The 15,815-nt window shown below is 42.0% G+C and carries 16 protein-coding genes; 7 read left to right on the forward strand and 9 right to left on the reverse strand.

From position 1 onward, the window contains the following. Nucleotides 1-3: 3 nt before the first annotated feature. Together O3646_RS05020 and O3646_RS05025 are read left to right on the forward strand one after the other, a co-directional pair. Nucleotides 4-1,134 carry an ABC transporter ATP-binding protein gene (locus O3646_RS05020; protein ID WP_021154414.1) on the forward strand — a complete coding sequence of 377 codons (1,131 nt, stop codon included), beginning with the start codon at nucleotides 4-6 and terminating at the stop codon, nucleotides 1,132-1,134. Between the two features lie 66 nt (nucleotides 1,135-1,200). Then, entirely contained in the window at nucleotides 1,201-2,868 is a 1,668-nt protein-coding gene (locus O3646_RS05025; protein ID WP_371610628.1) for an alpha-glucosidase, read from the forward strand. Nucleotides 2,869-3,184: 316 nt separating this feature from the next. Here the strand turns inward: O3646_RS05025 and O3646_RS05030 are convergent, their stop codons facing one another. Next, nucleotides 3,185-6,406 carry an LPXTG-anchored zinc carboxypeptidase gene (locus O3646_RS05030; RefSeq protein ID WP_371610629.1) on the reverse strand — a complete coding sequence of 1,074 codons (3,222 nt, stop codon included), beginning with the start codon at nucleotides 6,404-6,406 and terminating at the stop codon, nucleotides 3,185-3,187. Between the two features lie 114 nt (nucleotides 6,407-6,520). Continuing rightward, complete coding sequence (locus tag O3646_RS05035; protein WP_070594805.1) at nucleotides 6,521-7,483, reverse strand: aromatic acid exporter family protein; 963 nt, start codon at nucleotides 7,481-7,483, stop codon at nucleotides 6,521-6,523. A gap of 96 nt (nucleotides 7,484-7,579) precedes the next feature. On the opposite strand from O3646_RS05035, the gene rlmB reads away from it, so the two are divergent. From rlmB to rpsI, 5 genes are all read left to right on the forward strand, one after another. Beyond that, nucleotides 7,580-8,308, forward strand: a complete 729-nt coding sequence (rlmB, locus tag O3646_RS05040; protein ID WP_003010074.1) for a 23S rRNA (guanosine(2251)-2'-O)-methyltransferase RlmB — start codon at nucleotides 7,580-7,582, stop codon at nucleotides 8,306-8,308. A gap of 18 nt (nucleotides 8,309-8,326) precedes the next feature. Then, on the forward strand, nucleotides 8,327-8,839 hold the full coding sequence (locus O3646_RS05045; protein ID WP_003004212.1) for an NYN domain-containing protein: 513 nt from the start codon (nucleotides 8,327-8,329) through the stop codon (nucleotides 8,837-8,839). After that, nucleotides 8,839-9,702 (forward strand): DegV family protein, encoded by an 864-nt coding sequence (locus O3646_RS05050; protein WP_003010076.1) that lies wholly within the window; start codon nucleotides 8,839-8,841, stop codon nucleotides 9,700-9,702. Before O3646_RS05045 ends, O3646_RS05050 begins: the two co-directional genes overlap by 1 nt. Before the next feature lie 152 nt (nucleotides 9,703-9,854). Continuing rightward, nucleotides 9,855-10,301: a 50S ribosomal protein L13 gene (gene rplM / locus O3646_RS05055; RefSeq protein WP_002876943.1), complete on the forward strand. Its 447-nt coding sequence runs from the start codon at nucleotides 9,855-9,857 to the stop codon at nucleotides 10,299-10,301. 18 nt (nucleotides 10,302-10,319) lie between these two features. Continuing rightward, nucleotides 10,320-10,712 carry a 30S ribosomal protein S9 gene (rpsI, locus tag O3646_RS05060; RefSeq protein ID WP_002893764.1) on the forward strand — a complete coding sequence of 131 codons (393 nt, stop codon included), beginning with the start codon at nucleotides 10,320-10,322 and terminating at the stop codon, nucleotides 10,710-10,712. A gap of 106 nt (nucleotides 10,713-10,818) precedes the next feature. Here rpsI and xerC read toward each other — a convergent pair whose 3' ends face one another. From xerC to O3646_RS05095, 7 genes are all read right to left on the reverse strand, one after another. Further along, nucleotides 10,819-12,036 carry a tyrosine recombinase XerC gene (gene xerC / locus O3646_RS05065; protein ID WP_214255267.1) on the reverse strand — a complete coding sequence of 406 codons (1,218 nt, stop codon included), beginning with the start codon at nucleotides 12,034-12,036 and terminating at the stop codon, nucleotides 10,819-10,821. 65 nt (nucleotides 12,037-12,101) lie between these two features. Beyond that, entirely contained in the window at nucleotides 12,102-12,365 is a 264-nt protein-coding gene (locus O3646_RS05070; RefSeq protein WP_018364576.1) for a helix-turn-helix domain-containing protein, read from the reverse strand. Further along, a complete protein-coding gene (locus tag O3646_RS05075; RefSeq protein ID WP_214255268.1) occupies nucleotides 12,356-12,955 on the reverse strand; it encodes a replication protein in 600 nt (199 codons plus the stop codon). Before O3646_RS05075 ends, O3646_RS05070 begins: the two co-directional genes overlap by 10 nt. Before the next feature lie 121 nt (nucleotides 12,956-13,076). Next, complete coding sequence (locus tag O3646_RS05080; RefSeq protein WP_301354976.1) at nucleotides 13,077-13,688, reverse strand: hypothetical protein; 612 nt, start codon at nucleotides 13,686-13,688, stop codon at nucleotides 13,077-13,079. Further along, nucleotides 13,688-14,773: an AAA family ATPase gene (locus O3646_RS05085; protein ID WP_214255270.1), complete on the reverse strand. Its 1,086-nt coding sequence runs from the start codon at nucleotides 14,771-14,773 to the stop codon at nucleotides 13,688-13,690. The genes O3646_RS05080 and O3646_RS05085 overlap by 1 nt, the downstream gene beginning before the upstream one ends. Beyond that, nucleotides 14,773-15,087, reverse strand: coding sequence for a hypothetical protein (locus O3646_RS05090; protein WP_214255271.1), 315 nt, complete (start codon nucleotides 15,085-15,087; stop codon nucleotides 14,773-14,775). The genes O3646_RS05085 and O3646_RS05090 overlap by 1 nt, the downstream gene beginning before the upstream one ends. 99 nt (nucleotides 15,088-15,186) lie before the next feature. Next, the gene (locus O3646_RS05095) at nucleotides 15,187-15,705 is read right to left on the reverse strand and encodes a hypothetical protein (RefSeq protein ID WP_367316941.1); all 519 of its coding nucleotides are present in this window, start codon (nucleotides 15,703-15,705) and stop codon (nucleotides 15,187-15,189) included. Nucleotides 15,706-15,815 lie beyond the last annotated feature (110 nt).

The following is a 15,815-nucleotide window of genomic DNA, read 5'->3' on the forward strand; positions in this document are numbered from 1 at the left end:
ATCATGGTAGAATTGAATCTTAAAAATATTTACAAAAAATATCCAAACAGCGAACATTACTCAGTTGAAGACTTCAACTTGGACATCAAAGACAAAGAATTTATCGTTTTCGTAGGTCCTTCAGGATGTGGTAAATCAACGACTCTTCGTATGATCGCTGGTCTTGAAGACATCACAGAAGGTGAATGTTCAATCGATGGTACTGTTGTAAACAACGTGGCACCTAAAGACCGTGATATCGCCATGGTATTCCAAAACTACGCTCTTTACCCACACATGACTGTGTACGATAACATGGCCTTTGGTTTGAAATTGCGTAAATACAGCAAGGAAGATATCGACAAACGTGTACAAGAAGCAGCTGAAATCCTTGGCTTGAAAGAATTCTTGGATCGTAAACCAGCTGACCTTTCTGGTGGTCAACGTCAACGTGTGGCCATGGGTCGTGCCATTGTCCGTGATGCAAAAGTGTTCTTGATGGACGAACCTTTGTCAAACTTGGATGCTAAACTTCGTGTATCCATGCGTGCTGAAATTGCGAAAATCCACCGTCGTATCGGAGCTACAACCATCTACGTAACTCACGACCAAACAGAAGCGATGACATTGGCTGACCGTATCGTTATCATGTCTGCTACTAAAAACCCAGCTGGTACAGGTACTATCGGACGTGTAGAACAAATCGGTACTCCGCAAGAAGTGTATAAGAACCCTGTGAATAAATTCGTAGCTGGATTCATCGGAAGCCCTGCTATGAACTTCATTAACGTGAAATTGGAAGGTGGACACATCGTTGCCAATGGATTGAACTTGAAAGTTCCAGAAGGTGCTTTGAAAGTCTTGAAAGAAAAAGGCTATGATGGTAAAGAATTGATCTTTGGTATCCGTCCAGAAGACGTGAATACAGAAGCTGCTTTCCTTGAAACATTCCCAGAATCAGTCGTGAAAGCAACCATCTCTGTATCTGAGTTGCTTGGTTCAGAATCTCACTTGTACTGCCAAGTTGGTGACAACGAATTCATCGCTAAAGTAGATGCACGTGACTACCTTGGAACTGGTGAAACCATCGAACTTGGATTTGACTTGAACAAAGCTCACTTCTTCGACAAAGAAACTGAAAAAACAGTATACTAATACCTACTGAAACTGTAGAGACTGAGACGATATGTCTCAGTTTCTTTCATTTTAAGGAGACAAAACATGGAAAAAGACTGGTGGAAGGGGAAGGTCGCTTATCAGATCTACCCAAAAAGCTTCAAAGACAGCAATGGAGATGGTGTTGGGGACTTAAAAGGGATCACGGAGAAACTCGATTACCTTCAAGACTTGGGGATTGATATCCTCTGGTTATCGCCTATTTACAAGAGTCCGTTTATTGACCAGGGCTATGATATTTCTGACTATTATGCCATTGATCCTATTTTTGGAACTATGGAAGATATGGAGGAGCTGATTGCGGAAGGTAAGAAACGGGGCATTTCCATCATCATGGACTTGGTGGTCAACCACTGCTCCAGTCATCACGAGTGGTTCCAAAAAGCTCTAGCGGATCCAGATGGACCTTATGCGGACTACTTTTATTTCATCGAAAGTGACAAGGAACCCAACAACTGGGAAAGTTACTTTGGAGGCAGTGTCTGGGAACCAGTTCCTGGCACCAACAAATACTATCTCCATTCTTTCCACAAGGATCAGCCGGATCTCAATTGGCAAAATCCTGTCTTACGCGAAGAGATTTACAAGATGATCAATTGGTGGTTGGACAAGGGAATCGCTGGCTTCCGGATTGACGCCATTATCAACATTAAAAAAGATTTAGAATGGCGTTCGCTTCCGTCCGATCGTGACAATGGCCTGGTTCCAGTGCCGGAATCGCTGGTCAATGCCCAACCGATTGAACCTTTCCTGCGAGAGTTAAAGGAGCGAACTTTCGCCAAGTACAATGCCTTCACTGTAGGGGAAGTTTTCAATGAAACCGATGAAGAATTGCACTTCTTTATTGGAAAAGATGGTGTCTTCTCTTCTATCTTTGACTTCAAACAAACCATGCTGGGGCAGGAAGGAAAAGGCTGGTTTGACCATAGTCTTCCGACAGCAGATGAACTCAAGGAAAGTATTTTTCAAGCGCATGAGCGTGCAGATAGTATTGGGGTTCTATCGACCATCATTGAAAACCACGATGAGCCTCGTGGGGTGTCCCACTATATCGCAGAAGGTCAAGTCAACGACACGAGTAAAAAAGCTCTGGGAACTATTCAAATCTTGCGTAAGGGAATTCCTTTTATCTACCAAGGCCAAGAAATTGGAATGGAGAACCAAGTCTTTGAATCAGTGGAGGATTTTGATGATATCGCGACCATCAATGGCTACCACGTTGCGAAAGAAGCTGGTTTGAGCGAGGAAGAAGCCTTGGCAGCGATTGCCAAATACAGCCGGGACAATGCGCGGACGCCGATGCAATGGTCGGCAGAGCCAGGATTGGGCTTTAGCGATGGGTCAGCTTGGTTGATCAGTCCCAAACCAGATGTTGCCATCAATGTGGAAGTTCAGGAAAAGGATCCCAATTCCATCTTGAATTATTATCGGCAGTTGACGGCCTTGTATCACCATCCCCTCTATGGAAATACCGTTCGGTTTGGAGATATGATTCCAGAGTATCGGGACCGTGAAAACATCATCGCCTTTGAACGTCGTGGGGACAAGCGTCTCTTGGTGATCAGCAATTTCCAAAATCGCCAAGCTAGCTTGGAGTTGCCGGCTCCGATTAAAACGGTCGTTTTAAATAATACTGCTGGGTTGTTCCATGAAGGAGACCAAGTGCTCGAATTAGTCCCTTACCAAACTGTTGTGTTGGAATTGGTGGAATAGAAAAGAACCTTCGCAGACGCGAAGGTTCTTTTGAAGATATATCTTTTGAAACTTTCCTTAGGTGAGTACGGACGTCAGCGAACTTCTTCGAAGTTCCATGACTAATTATTGAGCCTGAGGTCTCAATAATTCCGCGTGCTTGAAACATAATAGTTTCAAGCACTTTTCTCACGGCGGAAAGTTTCAGTATAAGACTGAATACTGCTAAATACTAGAGCGAGTTTTATACCTTTTGTCTAATTTCTTAGATTATTTCATATGAAAAATTGATTTTCTATGAAAAGATGAACTTGAAATTCATAGCTAGTCTAAAATCTTACTCAACTTCTTTCTTTTTCAAGAGGAGGAAGCCTCCGCTAACGGCTAACAAGAAGCCTGAAAGAACGAAGTGTGCAGTTGTGTCTTCTCCAGTTTGTGGCAATTGCGCCTTGGCTGGACTTTCTTGGAAGCTTTGTCCTACTTGGTAAGTCAAGGCTTGCACACTTTCTTCATTTTTAGTTGTCATTTCTTTTTGTGGAAGGAGGACTTTAGGAGTATCCTTCTTGGCCAAGATTGGCTGTGGATTGGTTGTTTGGTTATGAATTGGAACCACCACTTGATCTGGTTCTTTAGCTGGAACGTAATCCATCAAGCTTGCCAACTTGCTGCCAAAGATCGCATTGGTTACCCAGCGGAAGAAGTGGACAGGGTGTTGACGGTTGGTTGGATTTCCTGCATAGACAAAGAGAGGTTGTCCCATCAGTTCTCCAGAGATGGCCATGACTTTGTTGGCTAGCACATCATTATGTGGCCACCAACCTGCAATATAATAATCACTCGGAGCGATGCTCATCAAGGTCTTGAAATGCTCTGGAACCTTTTCAATCCAGTTTCCTGAGTTGGAGTAGAAGAGGGTATTCTTCTTGTATCCGCTGGTCAATGGATCCTGATCATCAATGATCGCTTTCATCAAGCCTTCGTAGTCACTACCGCCTTTTAGTTTTTCAGCGTCAAATCCTGTAAGAACTCCCAATTTTTCCAATTTTTGCATGGCTTCCCCACCAATGACAAGGGTTGGTTTCTTACCAAAAATGGAAGCGTCAAAGCGGTTGCTTTCCAAAATAACAACATCTGCTTCTTCTGGAGTATTGACGATTTGGAAGCCTAATTTTTCAAGGACCAGACTAGTATGAGCAGGCGCATCTACTCCAGCCCAATTATAGTGGTAGTTTGGAGAGTAGACCTTCATCGGTTTCAAGGTTGGTCCGCTTGGTACCTTGTAGAGGGCATCACCATAAATAGCATAGTTTGGCAGGAGTGAAGCAAAGGTATCGCGGTCAACGATGTAGCCATCATCTGTTAGGTAGACAGATTTTCCTTGGGCAATGGCCTGGTTGACAGCTTTAACGGCACTAGCTGAGGTATTGGCAATCACATAGTAAGGAGCTTTTGGATCGATCTCAGAGGTACGAGTCGCGCGGGTGGTGGTGACTTCTCCTAATTTTCCGTTGAAAAGACCATCCGCAAAGACAGGTTCGGACTTGAACCCTCTCATATCTGGGAAGTTGACCAGCAACTCTGCGTACATAGCAGCCCAGGCAGATTCGTTGGAGCCCTTGTAGAGAATGTGGTTGGCATAGCCACGTTTGGCTTGGGCCATGTCAATGACTAAGTCCCCTTTTTTATAGTTGCCAATATCTTCTTTGAGTTCCTTAACAAGGACACCATTGCGTTTGAAGTAGTCGATCATATTGAAGGCTTCTTGGGCATCGTTGTCTTTGTCGAGGCTCATTGGGATGACGTAGTAGTCTGGGAAGAATTTCGGACGACCATTTTTCACACGTCCAACGATTTCCCCATTTGGGCCGACCAGTTCATTTTCAGCTTTTGGATCTTCGGTTTTATTGAGACCGCGCAGGTAGAAGTTGAGACGCATCTCAAGGAGACGGTCCGGATCTTGGTTGAGGAAGTCAATTCCGCCTAGGACAGCATTGCGACCTGCTTTATAGGATTCTTCATTTCCTTCCGGAATTTCGATAGTATGGCCTAAGATACCATGGTAGACAGCATAAACTCCTGTATAGCCAGAGAAGGAGTCATCCCAGCCATCGCCCCAATCCAGTTTTGGAATGATGTAACTATCGTATTTAGAATTGGCAACTCCTGCCCGTCCCATATGATGGGCATTTTCTAGCATCAGGTTTGACAGAAGATCGTATTCGAAGTTCGGATCATGTGGTGGCGTTGCAGGTTCGATCAAGAATTCTTTGACAAAACCGTGTAAGTCGTAGAGAGCGATTGGATTCCATTTGTTGATCATTTGGATAACCGTGCGAACTTCAGGGTTGGTTTGATAGCTGGCATCCCGGTTTGGATCGAGCCCGTTTGCTAGGGCCCGCAGGTTGAGAGCATCCCCATCTGGGTTTTCCGTGAAGTCAAATAAGAAAATGAATTTGTTTAAGAGAGTTGGGATGTCCAGGGTCACATTCTTGACGTTACCAGCTTCGTCTGTCGTTTTAAAAGTGACTTGATTTTCTGTAGCGAAGGTATGGAAGAGGCCTGTGATGATATCAATGCCTGGCTGTTCATCCGCGTGGGTGTTGTGGACTAAGACAGGTAATTTGTAATCCAAGGTCTTGTCTTTTAGTGCGGCCAGCATTTCACTTGGCTTAGTCAAAGCTGTAGGGTTGGTACTAGAAAGGTAGTGATCAATGCTGGCTTGGTCCTTGCTCACGATCCCCATCTTCATATCCCGGCCTTGGGCACTCTTGCCAAGAGTTTCCAGCTGCACTAAACGATCGGGTTTCGCTTCTTCCTTGGATTTTTCGATGGCAGCCAGCATCTCTTCATGTGTATGGTAGTCTTGGTAAGGTCTAAAAACAAGGGTTTTATTGATGGTCACACCTAAGTCTGCATTGGTCCCGACCAGTTCATGGTTGCCGATGTAGTTGCGGTAAGTCCGGCGAATATTATTTGGGCTACGAAGACTGAGATCTTCACCAAAGAGATCCTGCACGTCAATGTGGAGATCCAGATCATTGCCGTTTGCGGTCTCTGTGATAGTAAGGAATGGATCCTTGCTCAGTGTTCCTGTCTCCATATCCCAGGTTTTCCACTCAGAGAGAGGTTTATTGTCTAAGGTCCAGCTGATCTTGCCAGCAGCTTGAGCTTTTTCTTGGACTTTGTCATCAATCGTACTCTTTTCAGAGAGATAAATGGTGCTATCCGTCAATCGAGTCGCTTGGTCAGCGGTCGTTGTAGCACGGGTAGTGCTTGGACTAGCGGTTGGAGCAACTTCTGTTGTAGAAGCCGCATCAGAAGTCGCTGCGGTTTCTGTAGGACTAGCAGGAGTTACTTCTGTGGATGCAGCGGGACTGGTCGTCTCGGCGGTCACAGGTTGCTCAGTAGCAGGTGTCGCTTCAAGGGCCGTGCTAGGCTCTGTTTGAGGCGCTTCTAAGCTATCGGCTGAAGCTTGGCCATGACCGATAACGGAAAGCAAGACAGCCGCTGAGAGGCTGAGTGTTGTAGTGTACAAATGTTTCTTATACGAAGACTTCATATAGAAGACCCTCCTTAAAAAGTTATTTTCCGTTTCTAGTATACCATTTTAGGAAAGTGTTTACAACAAAACCCCGAATAAAAAAGCCTTTGCATCTTGCAAGGGCCTTTTTGTCTATTCTGTCTCCTTATGAAATTGTTGGTAAAAATCAACCTTGACCTGGATAAAAGTTTCTAAGTCTCTTAAGAGTTGGAGCAAGGTGGCGCGTGTTTCGAATTCTTCACGGGTCTTAGGAAGAGGACGTTCGCGAAAGATCGCCAAATACTGACTAATATCATCTAGAAGATCTTGGGCAGGATTTTTCTGGCTTAACTGTTGGGCCGTTTTCTTAAAAAGTTGAGCTAGGATTATGCTTTCACTCGCCGCCAACTGACAGCGGTTGACGTTTTCTGCCATATCCCGCAGAATATCGTTTTGCCGCTTGCGCATTTCGAAGTAGTGAATATGGTAGTTGGTTTGGTGAAAGAGGTGGTTGGAATGGTCCAGATAAACTAGCTTCAAAGCGTCCTTTAGGATACCATCCAACTCCTTAATCAAGCGAGCATCATTGCGACCATCCCCTTTACTAAGTAATTCCGCAAAACGACCAAGGATCTTTTTCAGTTGGTCTTCAACAACATCATGGTAGTGATCGATCGCTCCCTGATTAGAAGGCATATAGAGATTGGCCAGCAAGGCAAAGCTGGTCCCAATTAAAAAGAGAGCAAGTTCATTGAGCAAGAGCCCCCAGGAGGTAGACTGCTCAATCAAGAGGTGGGTAACCAACACCGTACTAGGGGTGATACCGATCTGCCAACCCAATAGAAAGGCACCAGGAACATAGAGAGCGATAAAAACTCCCAGTGCCCAGAGGTTGAATCCAAAAAAGGAAAAAGCGAGACTTCCGATAGCAAGGGCTAGCAAGGTCGACATAAAGCGCTGGTAGGCTTGCTTGATGGTACTGCGACGCGTATCAGAGATGCTCAAGATGGCAATGACGCCAGCTGAGATGGCATAGGTCAAGCCCAGAGCATAAGCAAGGGCAGCTGCTAAACAGGTGGCCAAGGTGAGCTTAATGGTTCGTTGAAAAAGAGGCATGGTTTCCTTTCTATTTTACTAGTTTCGCTGAGATAGATTTCATTTCATTATATCATGAATTGGCCTCATCCTCCTTTCTTATGGTATACTAGTTCTATGGAAAATAACGATATCGTATACGGTGTCCATGCAGTCACCGAGGCTTTACAAGCCAATACAGGCAATAAATTATATATTCAAGAAGACCTCCGAGGGAAAAATGTCGACAAGATCAAGGCCTTAGCAGCTGAGAAAAAAGTGTCGATTTCTTGGACGCCAAAGAAAACCCTGCAGGAAATGACAGAAGGAGCTGTTCACCAAGGCTTTGTTCTTCGAGTGGCAGCCTTTGCTTACACCGACTTGGCAGCGATTCTGAAACAGACAGCCCAAGAAGAGAACCCGCTTTTATTGATTCTCGATGGCTTAACAGATCCGCACAATCTTGGATCTATCTTGCGGACAGCTGATGCGACCAATGTCTCAGGAGTCATCATTCCTAAGCACCGAGCGGTTGGGGTGACCCCAGTGGTGTCAAAAACTTCTACCGGAGCAGTGGAACACATTCCCATTGCGCGTGTGACCAATCTTAGCCAAACCTTAGACAAGCTAAAGGAAGAGGGCTTCTGGATCTTTGGAACCGACATGAACGGCACGCCATCTCATCAGTGGAATACGGCTGGCAAGTTAGCCTTGATCATTGGCAATGAAGGAAAAGGGATCTCGGCCAATATCAAAAAACAAGTCGATGAGATGATCACCATTCCCATGAATGGTCATGTGCAAAGCCTCAATGCCAGTGTGGCAGCAGCCATCCTTATGTATGAGGTCTTTCGCAATCGACTATAATCCTAGAAAGGCAATGATATGAAACGAAAAATCTTATTGGTTGACGGCTATAATATGATTGCCTTTTGGCAGGAGACCCGCCAGCTCTTTCAAAAAAGTGAGCTCGATGCAGCCCGCAATATCCTCCTGCAAAAACTGAGCCACTATGCTAGCTTTGAAGGAATCGAAGTCATCTGTGTCTTTGATGCCCAGTATATGCCAGGAGTGCGGCAGACCTATGAGGAGTTCAATGTTCAGGTGGTCTTTACCGGTGAGGATGAGACGGCAGATGACTATATCGAGCGCTTGGCGGCAGAGCTTAACACGCCCCTCCACCAAGTATCAGTAGCGACCAGTGACTTAAATGAGCAATGGACCGTCTTTGCTCAAGGAGCTCTTCGGGTATCTGCCAGAGAGTTAGAAAAACGGGTCGCAGTCGTCAAAGGAAACCTCAATCAAGCGCAGCGAGTGGTTAACGATCAAAAACCACCCATGCGACCGCTCGATCACGAAGTATTGCGACAATTACAAGAAATGATGGGAGACAAGTAATGACATTTGCTATTTTAACCGATTCGACCGCAGATTTAGACCAAAACTGGGCCAAGGAACATCAGGTGACCATTCTTGGCTTGACCATTGAGTTAGATGGGACGGTTTACCAGACAGTAGGCCAAGCTCAATTGACCAGCCCGGAGCTTTTAGAAGCCATGAAAAATGGGGCCAAACCGACAACCAGTCAGGTCAATGTGGGCCAATTTCAGGAAACCTTTAAACAATTTGCCAAAGAAGGAAAAGATCTGCTTTATGTGGCCTTTTCATCAGTCTTATCTGGGACCTATCAGAGTGCAGTCATGGCACGAGACCTGGTTTTAGAAGACTACCCGGAAGCCGTGATCGAGATTGTCGATCAGAAGGCTGCTGGGATTGGAGAGGGTTATCTGGTCATGCGAGCAGTAGCTGCGCGTGATGCAGGTCGTTCATTAGCAGAAGCCAAAGAAGAAATCATGGACCTAGCGCCAAAACTGCGGACTTATTTCCTAGTTGATGACCTCTACCACCTCATGCGTGGCGGCCGTCTCTCAAAAAGTGCCGCGATCATGGGAAGTTTGGCCAGCATCAAACCCATTCTCTGGATAGATGCGGAAGGGAAATTAGTCCCTATTAGCAAGGTTCGGGGACGCAAAAAAGCTGTCCGGGAATTACTGGAGCTGATCAAAGCAGATATCGGTGAAAGCACAGCCTTGGTATCTTATACCAACGATCTAGAAGGAGCCGAAGCACTGAAGCAAGAAATGCTTGCGCTTGAAGGCATCGATGAAGTTCTCGTGATGCCTCTTGGACCGGTTATTTCAGCCCACGTCGGCCCGAATTCCTTGATCGGATTTGTCATTGGAAAAGAAAATCGCAAATAATTTTCCAAATCGGTTGACTTTTATCTTAGAATTTTGATACAATAGTAGGCGGTATTGTTTACCCCATTTGTAAGGCCCCGGAACCTTTCAAATAACTTGCGGACCGGAACATCCGCCCTGTAAACAAAAACGACATTCATATAGGAGAAATCATGAACAAAACTACATTCATGGCTAAACCAGGCCAAGTAGAACGCAAATGGTACGTTGTTGACGCAACTGATGTACCTCTTGGACGCCTTTCAGCAGTTGTTGCTAGCGTGCTTCGCGGAAAAAACAAACCAACATTCACACCTCACACTGATACAGGTGACTTCGTAATCGTTATCAATGCTGAAAAAGTTAAATTGACTGGTAAAAAAGCAACTGATAAGATCTACTACACTCACTCAAACCACCCAGGTGGATTGAAATCAATCTCTGCTGGTGAACTTCGTTCTAAAAATGCAGTACGTTTGATCGAGAAATCAGTTAAAGGTATGCTTCCACACAATACTCTTGGCCGCGCTCAAGGTATGAAATTGAAAGTATTCGTTGGAGCTGAGCACACTCACGCTGCACAACAACCAGAAGTTCTTGATATTTCAGGACTTATCTAAGGAAAGGAACAATAAAGTATGTCACAAGCACAATATGCAGGTACTGGACGTCGTAAAAACGCTGTTGCACGCGTTCGCCTTGTTCCAGGAACTGGTAAAATCACTGTTAACAAAAAAGATGTTGAAGAGTACATCCCACACGCTGACCTTCGTCTTGTAATCAACCAACCATTCGCAGTTACTTCAACTGCAGGTTCATACGACGTTTTCGTTAACGTTGTAGGTGGTGGATACGCTGGTCAAGCAGGAGCTATCCGTCACGGTATCGCTCGTGCCCTTCTTCAAGTAGACCCAGACTTCCGCGATTCATTGAAACGCGCAGGACTTCTTACACGTGACTCACGTAAAGTTGAACGTAAGAAACCAGGTCTTAAGAAAGCTCGTAAAGCTTCACAATTCTCAAAACGTTAATCAATACGATTATATCAACGTTTCAAAGCACTCAAGAGTTTACCTCATGGGTGCTTTTTTTATGTTTTTTGAAAAAGTTCACCTCAAAGTTTACCTTATTTTAACCTTATTGTTTTAGAGACTTTAAGGCAAATTCACCGACTGCCATAGGGACTACATTAGAAGTATTGACATAAATCTGTGTTGTACCTGTGTCGCTATGTGTCAGAGCTTCGGAAATAGCTTCTAAGCTCATTCCTGCCTGTTTAGCAAGTGTTGCTCCCGTATGACGTAGTTTATGTGGTGTAGCGTGTGTAAGCTCTGGGTGTCGCTTTTTGATAGTTTTCATCTTATTATTAAGATAGTCAGCATGTAAAGGTTTATTGATATTCCCTCTGGTATCTATATAAGTGAAAATGAATTGTTCTGAATTGCTGATGATGCCAAACTTTGCAAGTTCATATTTTTGTTGTTTTTTCCATAAAGTCAGAAGTTGAAGCAAGTCACTAGAAATAGAAAAGATAGTTTTTTTATTTCCTTTGGTAGATTTTACTTGTCCGTATCTGTCTAAAGCCTGAATTAACTGAATCTGAGATTTTGAAAAGTCGATATGTTTCCACTGGAGAGCATATGTTTCTGATTTTCTATCTCCAAGGAAAAAGGTGAGATAAAAAAGGACGTAATCTTTGAGTGAGATTTTATCGTTCTCTAAATCTTCTTTAAAAGCTGAGAACCATTCTTGGAGTTGTTCATGAGTTAAATATAAATCTTCATCACGTTTTGATTCTGCAAGTTGAATTTTTTTGACGGCCTTAATTCGTCTTAAAGTTTTTGCAACTCTATTTGCTTCAATATATTCAAGTTCTTCTGCCCAATCAAAAATAGAAATAACGTAACTTCGTAAAGTTTTGAAGTTGGCATATTCGTTGGCTTTTGCCGTCATCAAATTTAGAATAACCTGTTTATTTTGGTTTAAAAATTGAATCGTATAGTTGCCAAGAAGTGGTAGTATATGCTTTTCAAAACATGTTTTGGTATTAGCAATTGTTGACCTGCTTGGTGGCTTCGAAGTAGATGTAGTTTGTCCTGCTTTGTAGGATTCCCACCAAATATTATTATAGAAGTCCGAGAAAAGAATATCTTCTTTTCCTAGTCCCGAAAAGACGTTATCTTCAATTTGGTTTAGCTTCGTCAGTAGGTCTATCTCTGCTTGTCGTGCTTCCTTTCTTGTTTTAAATCTCTTATCATAATAGTTATTGTTAACGATACCAAGAGGCATTCGTGCTTCTAATGGTATATAGACTTTTAAGCGGTAAGTTCCGTTTTTTGTCTTACTGATAGTCATGATATTCTCCTTTATATCGAACCAGAAAATATCATGACCATTATAAAATAAAAATCTTGATTTTTCTAGTTGTTACTGTTTAGCCAGCGGTCAATAGCGTCTTTGTGGAATCGAATTGTTTTTCCAATTTTGATTGATGGAAGCCCCCTTTGAATCCATGAATCAAGAGTATTGTTGGAAATTCCTAAATAGTCGCAAGTCTGTTGTTTGTTCAAATAGGGACAACTTAAAGTATTTTTTTCTATTTGCTGTTCAATTTCTTTTTGGATAAGGTTTGATAGCAATAGTTGAATCTGATGAATCTGTTCATCAGGAAGAATCACTTGCATTTATTATCCTCCTTCTTATCTTGGTTCCTCATTGGATTGCATCGACGTGAATCCAAATACTTAGCAAAAAAGTAGGTACGCTCAATGATAAGTCCAAGAAGTGGTGTGTGATTAGCTCGTGCATACCAGACGAGTTCTTCAAACTCTGTGAAGTCATTCTGCTCAATAATATCCACAACTTCATGCATGAAATCATCTGAGTTATTTTCTACAAGAAATTTATCAAGATTAAAACCACATCCAACTTCAATATCATCTATATCATATTGAGTTTTCTCCTTATTTTCGGCATGAATGAAGTAGTCAAAAAGTCCTTTGGGTGATTGTACGATTTCTACATGAGCAGGGCCATTCAACTTGTCCTTGATTAGCTCAGAAACTTGTTTATAACTTTTGAGAGAATCAAAGAAGAAAGCTCCGTGTTTGTGAGATTTTTTCAGTTCCCCAGTTTGTCGATTAATATCCTTATCGTGCCAAGGACTCAGGACGAAGGGGATGTGTAGTTCTTCAAGAACTTCAAGGTAGTCAGCAGGGGCACTTTCTTTGTAAAAAAGGAATGTCCACTTGCTAGAGCGTTGTTCTTTTGTCATTTTGATACGCCTTTCTGATTACTGATTATAGGATAATTGGGGGTCGTAGTAACCCCAATTATCTTGGAAAATGCTAGAAGGGGCTATCTGGCTACTGCTTAACGCAAGCCATAGCCCCTTTTTATCGTTTTTTACCAACTAACCATAGCTTATTATGAATCCGATTAGGTGCTGAAAAGTAGTAGTCAGGATGTTGACTCGAAACCTCTTCTTTCAGTTGAGAGGTCATGTCAGCCAAAATTTTTTGCCCCTGCTGGTCTCTAGGGACTTTGATAAAAACCGTCACATCATCTTTTCGTATGTCTACGACACTCTTATGTGCACAGTGATTAAAACTACTATTTATGGGATTAAAGGTAGTTATATTCTGATTGTCAATCGTTGTTATTTTTTCTGATTTCTCACGTTGCGTTAAAAACTGACGAAGTTTGAATGTAAAGTATACGGACTTAAAATAGTTGAATAGACTATCAAATCGAAATCGATTCAGAATTTCAAACATTACAGAAACAAATAGTGTAAGTAGAAGGAAGGACATTGCTGTATAAGAATATTTGCTTCCTAAATCTAAATAGCCATTGAACTGGGAGAGGTCAAAAAAACTCAGAGGATTTAGTTTAAACTGATTTGATAGAAAATCCAGAGACCATCCTATAAATCCTGCTAGAAATGAAACTAGAATTAGATTGATATTGATGTTGAATGTCCTCATGAAGTAAGATTTTTTCACCATTAAAGAATTCCTTTCTTTGTGTAATACGTTGGACATAGTAGCGGAAGTACCTGATAAGGATGTTCGTTATCAATTACTTGAATCAGACCTGTTCCATGCCCGATAGGGATAACAATACCTTCTGGGTCGAGGTCAGGGAATAGAAATTGTGTCGTCTTCTTGTTAATGTTGCCAATCTGGATGAGGACATTAAGTTGTTCACGAACAGAAATGGGAATCGTAGTGTGATCGAATCTTTGTGAAACAAGTAACAAGTGAAGTTTTGTAGCACGTCCGAGAAGTGCGATAGAAGATAAGAGTGAGAAAAACGATTCTTTAATCGTCTTATTGACTCCCTCAGATAATGCAAGAACTTCATCAATCACAATTGTCATATGGCTGAACTCATGACGTGGATTCTCGTATAGGATTGATTGACGTTTGTGAATCAGTTCTAGACATTGACTTAATTTCTCATTGATTTCTGATACAAAGTCGGACTTAGAGCGATTTTCAACGGGGTGAAGCACTGCAATTTGATGTTCACGAGCCCAACGACTAGGTGTGTCAAATTTTGGGTCTACTATAATTAAATCAGATTGATGTTTGAGTACACTCAGTAAATAGGTGAGAGCATAGGATTTACCCGAACCACTATTTCCACAGATTGCCATGTGATTGACCTTATCAAGATTGAGAGTGAAATTTTCCATAATTGGAATTTGATTTTTTGGTAAACTTGTTGTGTATCTATCAAGGTCAGGAATGACTAATCGTTTTGAAATTCCCACCCTCCACGGAAAGAAAAGTCCTCGCTGAATATGGATATCATCCGTTTTTAGAGGGACGAAGTATGTGGCATTTTGCTTCAATAATGTGTAATGTGGATATAGGGTTGCGTTAGCAATCAAGAAGATTTTATTATAGAGCTCATCATCTAAAATATAGGCACAGGGAAGCCGTGGGATGAAAATGAAACCGTTTTCTTGAATAACGATGTTAAAACTGTTTGTATAACTCGTTTCGCCTTGCATCAAGGCTCCAAGAGCCATATTAAGGCTCTGGAGCAAGTATGAATGCAAGACGGTATCTGTTTTAGATACCATTATTTGACCTCCTTAACATTGTCAGCTTTGAAGTAGACGTTAAAGCCAACTTCGCAGGCTTGAAGATTATCAAACCGTACCAATGACATATAAGATGGTAGCTCCACTTCAGTTTCGAATTTGACAGTGAAGGGCGGGAGTCCTTTTTGTGAGAACCAAGCTTTATAAGAGATAATTTCCCCTGTTGGTTGACCGTCTTCAAATTTAATTTGTGCTTCTAGTTCGGTGCTTAAGCTGAGAATTCCCTGCTTGTTGTCAATATATTCATTAGCAGTATTAGCTGAGTAGCCACCTTTGCGATTGCGTGTTTTCATTAGATTTACCTCGTGTTTGATTATTTGTCTTAGCTAAGAACAATCTTAGTTTAACGTAATTTCATGAAGCAGACTGTCAATTTTTATGACAGTCTATCTTTAAAATTGTGATATGAGGCAAGCAAATTCAGATAACCAATCAGTTAATTTTTCAGCAATTTGATAGGATGTCTCTTCTTCTGGAAACTCAGAGATAAAATTTAATAGAGAAGTAATAAGAGTTTCTTGATAATAGTCAGTAAAGTCGGATACTTGCTCGTTTGACGAAATGGAATAATTTCTAAGTTTTTGTTTTAAAATTTTTTTGAGTAAACTATTATCAAAAATGGGGTCTGTTAAAATTGCAATTATCAAGTTTTGAAAAAGTTGGAGCATAAACTCTTTGTTTGGAAAGAATAGTTTTCTTGGTGTTGGGTAATTGAGGCTAGTTTGAAAAGCTAGTGAAGCATTAAAACTAAGATTCCTTTTCCCTTTGATAATTTGCCCAACAGTTGTTTCTGATAGAAGTTCAAATTCTCCCTCAGGTGTTTCAAAACCAATTTGATTTTGTAAGATTTGTAATTCTTTAAGACGCTTGTGTATTGATTCTCCGAGTAGTTTACAATATAATTTCGTCATAATCTTCTTATAAGTCATTTTCTTCCTTATCGTCCTTGGACGGAAAGAAACTTAATAGAGTTTAACCGAATAGTACAAAAAAGCACACCAAATAAACGGCGAAACTTCAC

This window comes from Streptococcus sp. 27098_8_148 (assembly GCF_041432105.1).
Lineage (GTDB): Bacteria > Bacillota > Bacilli > Lactobacillales > Streptococcaceae > Streptococcus > Streptococcus parasanguinis_AE.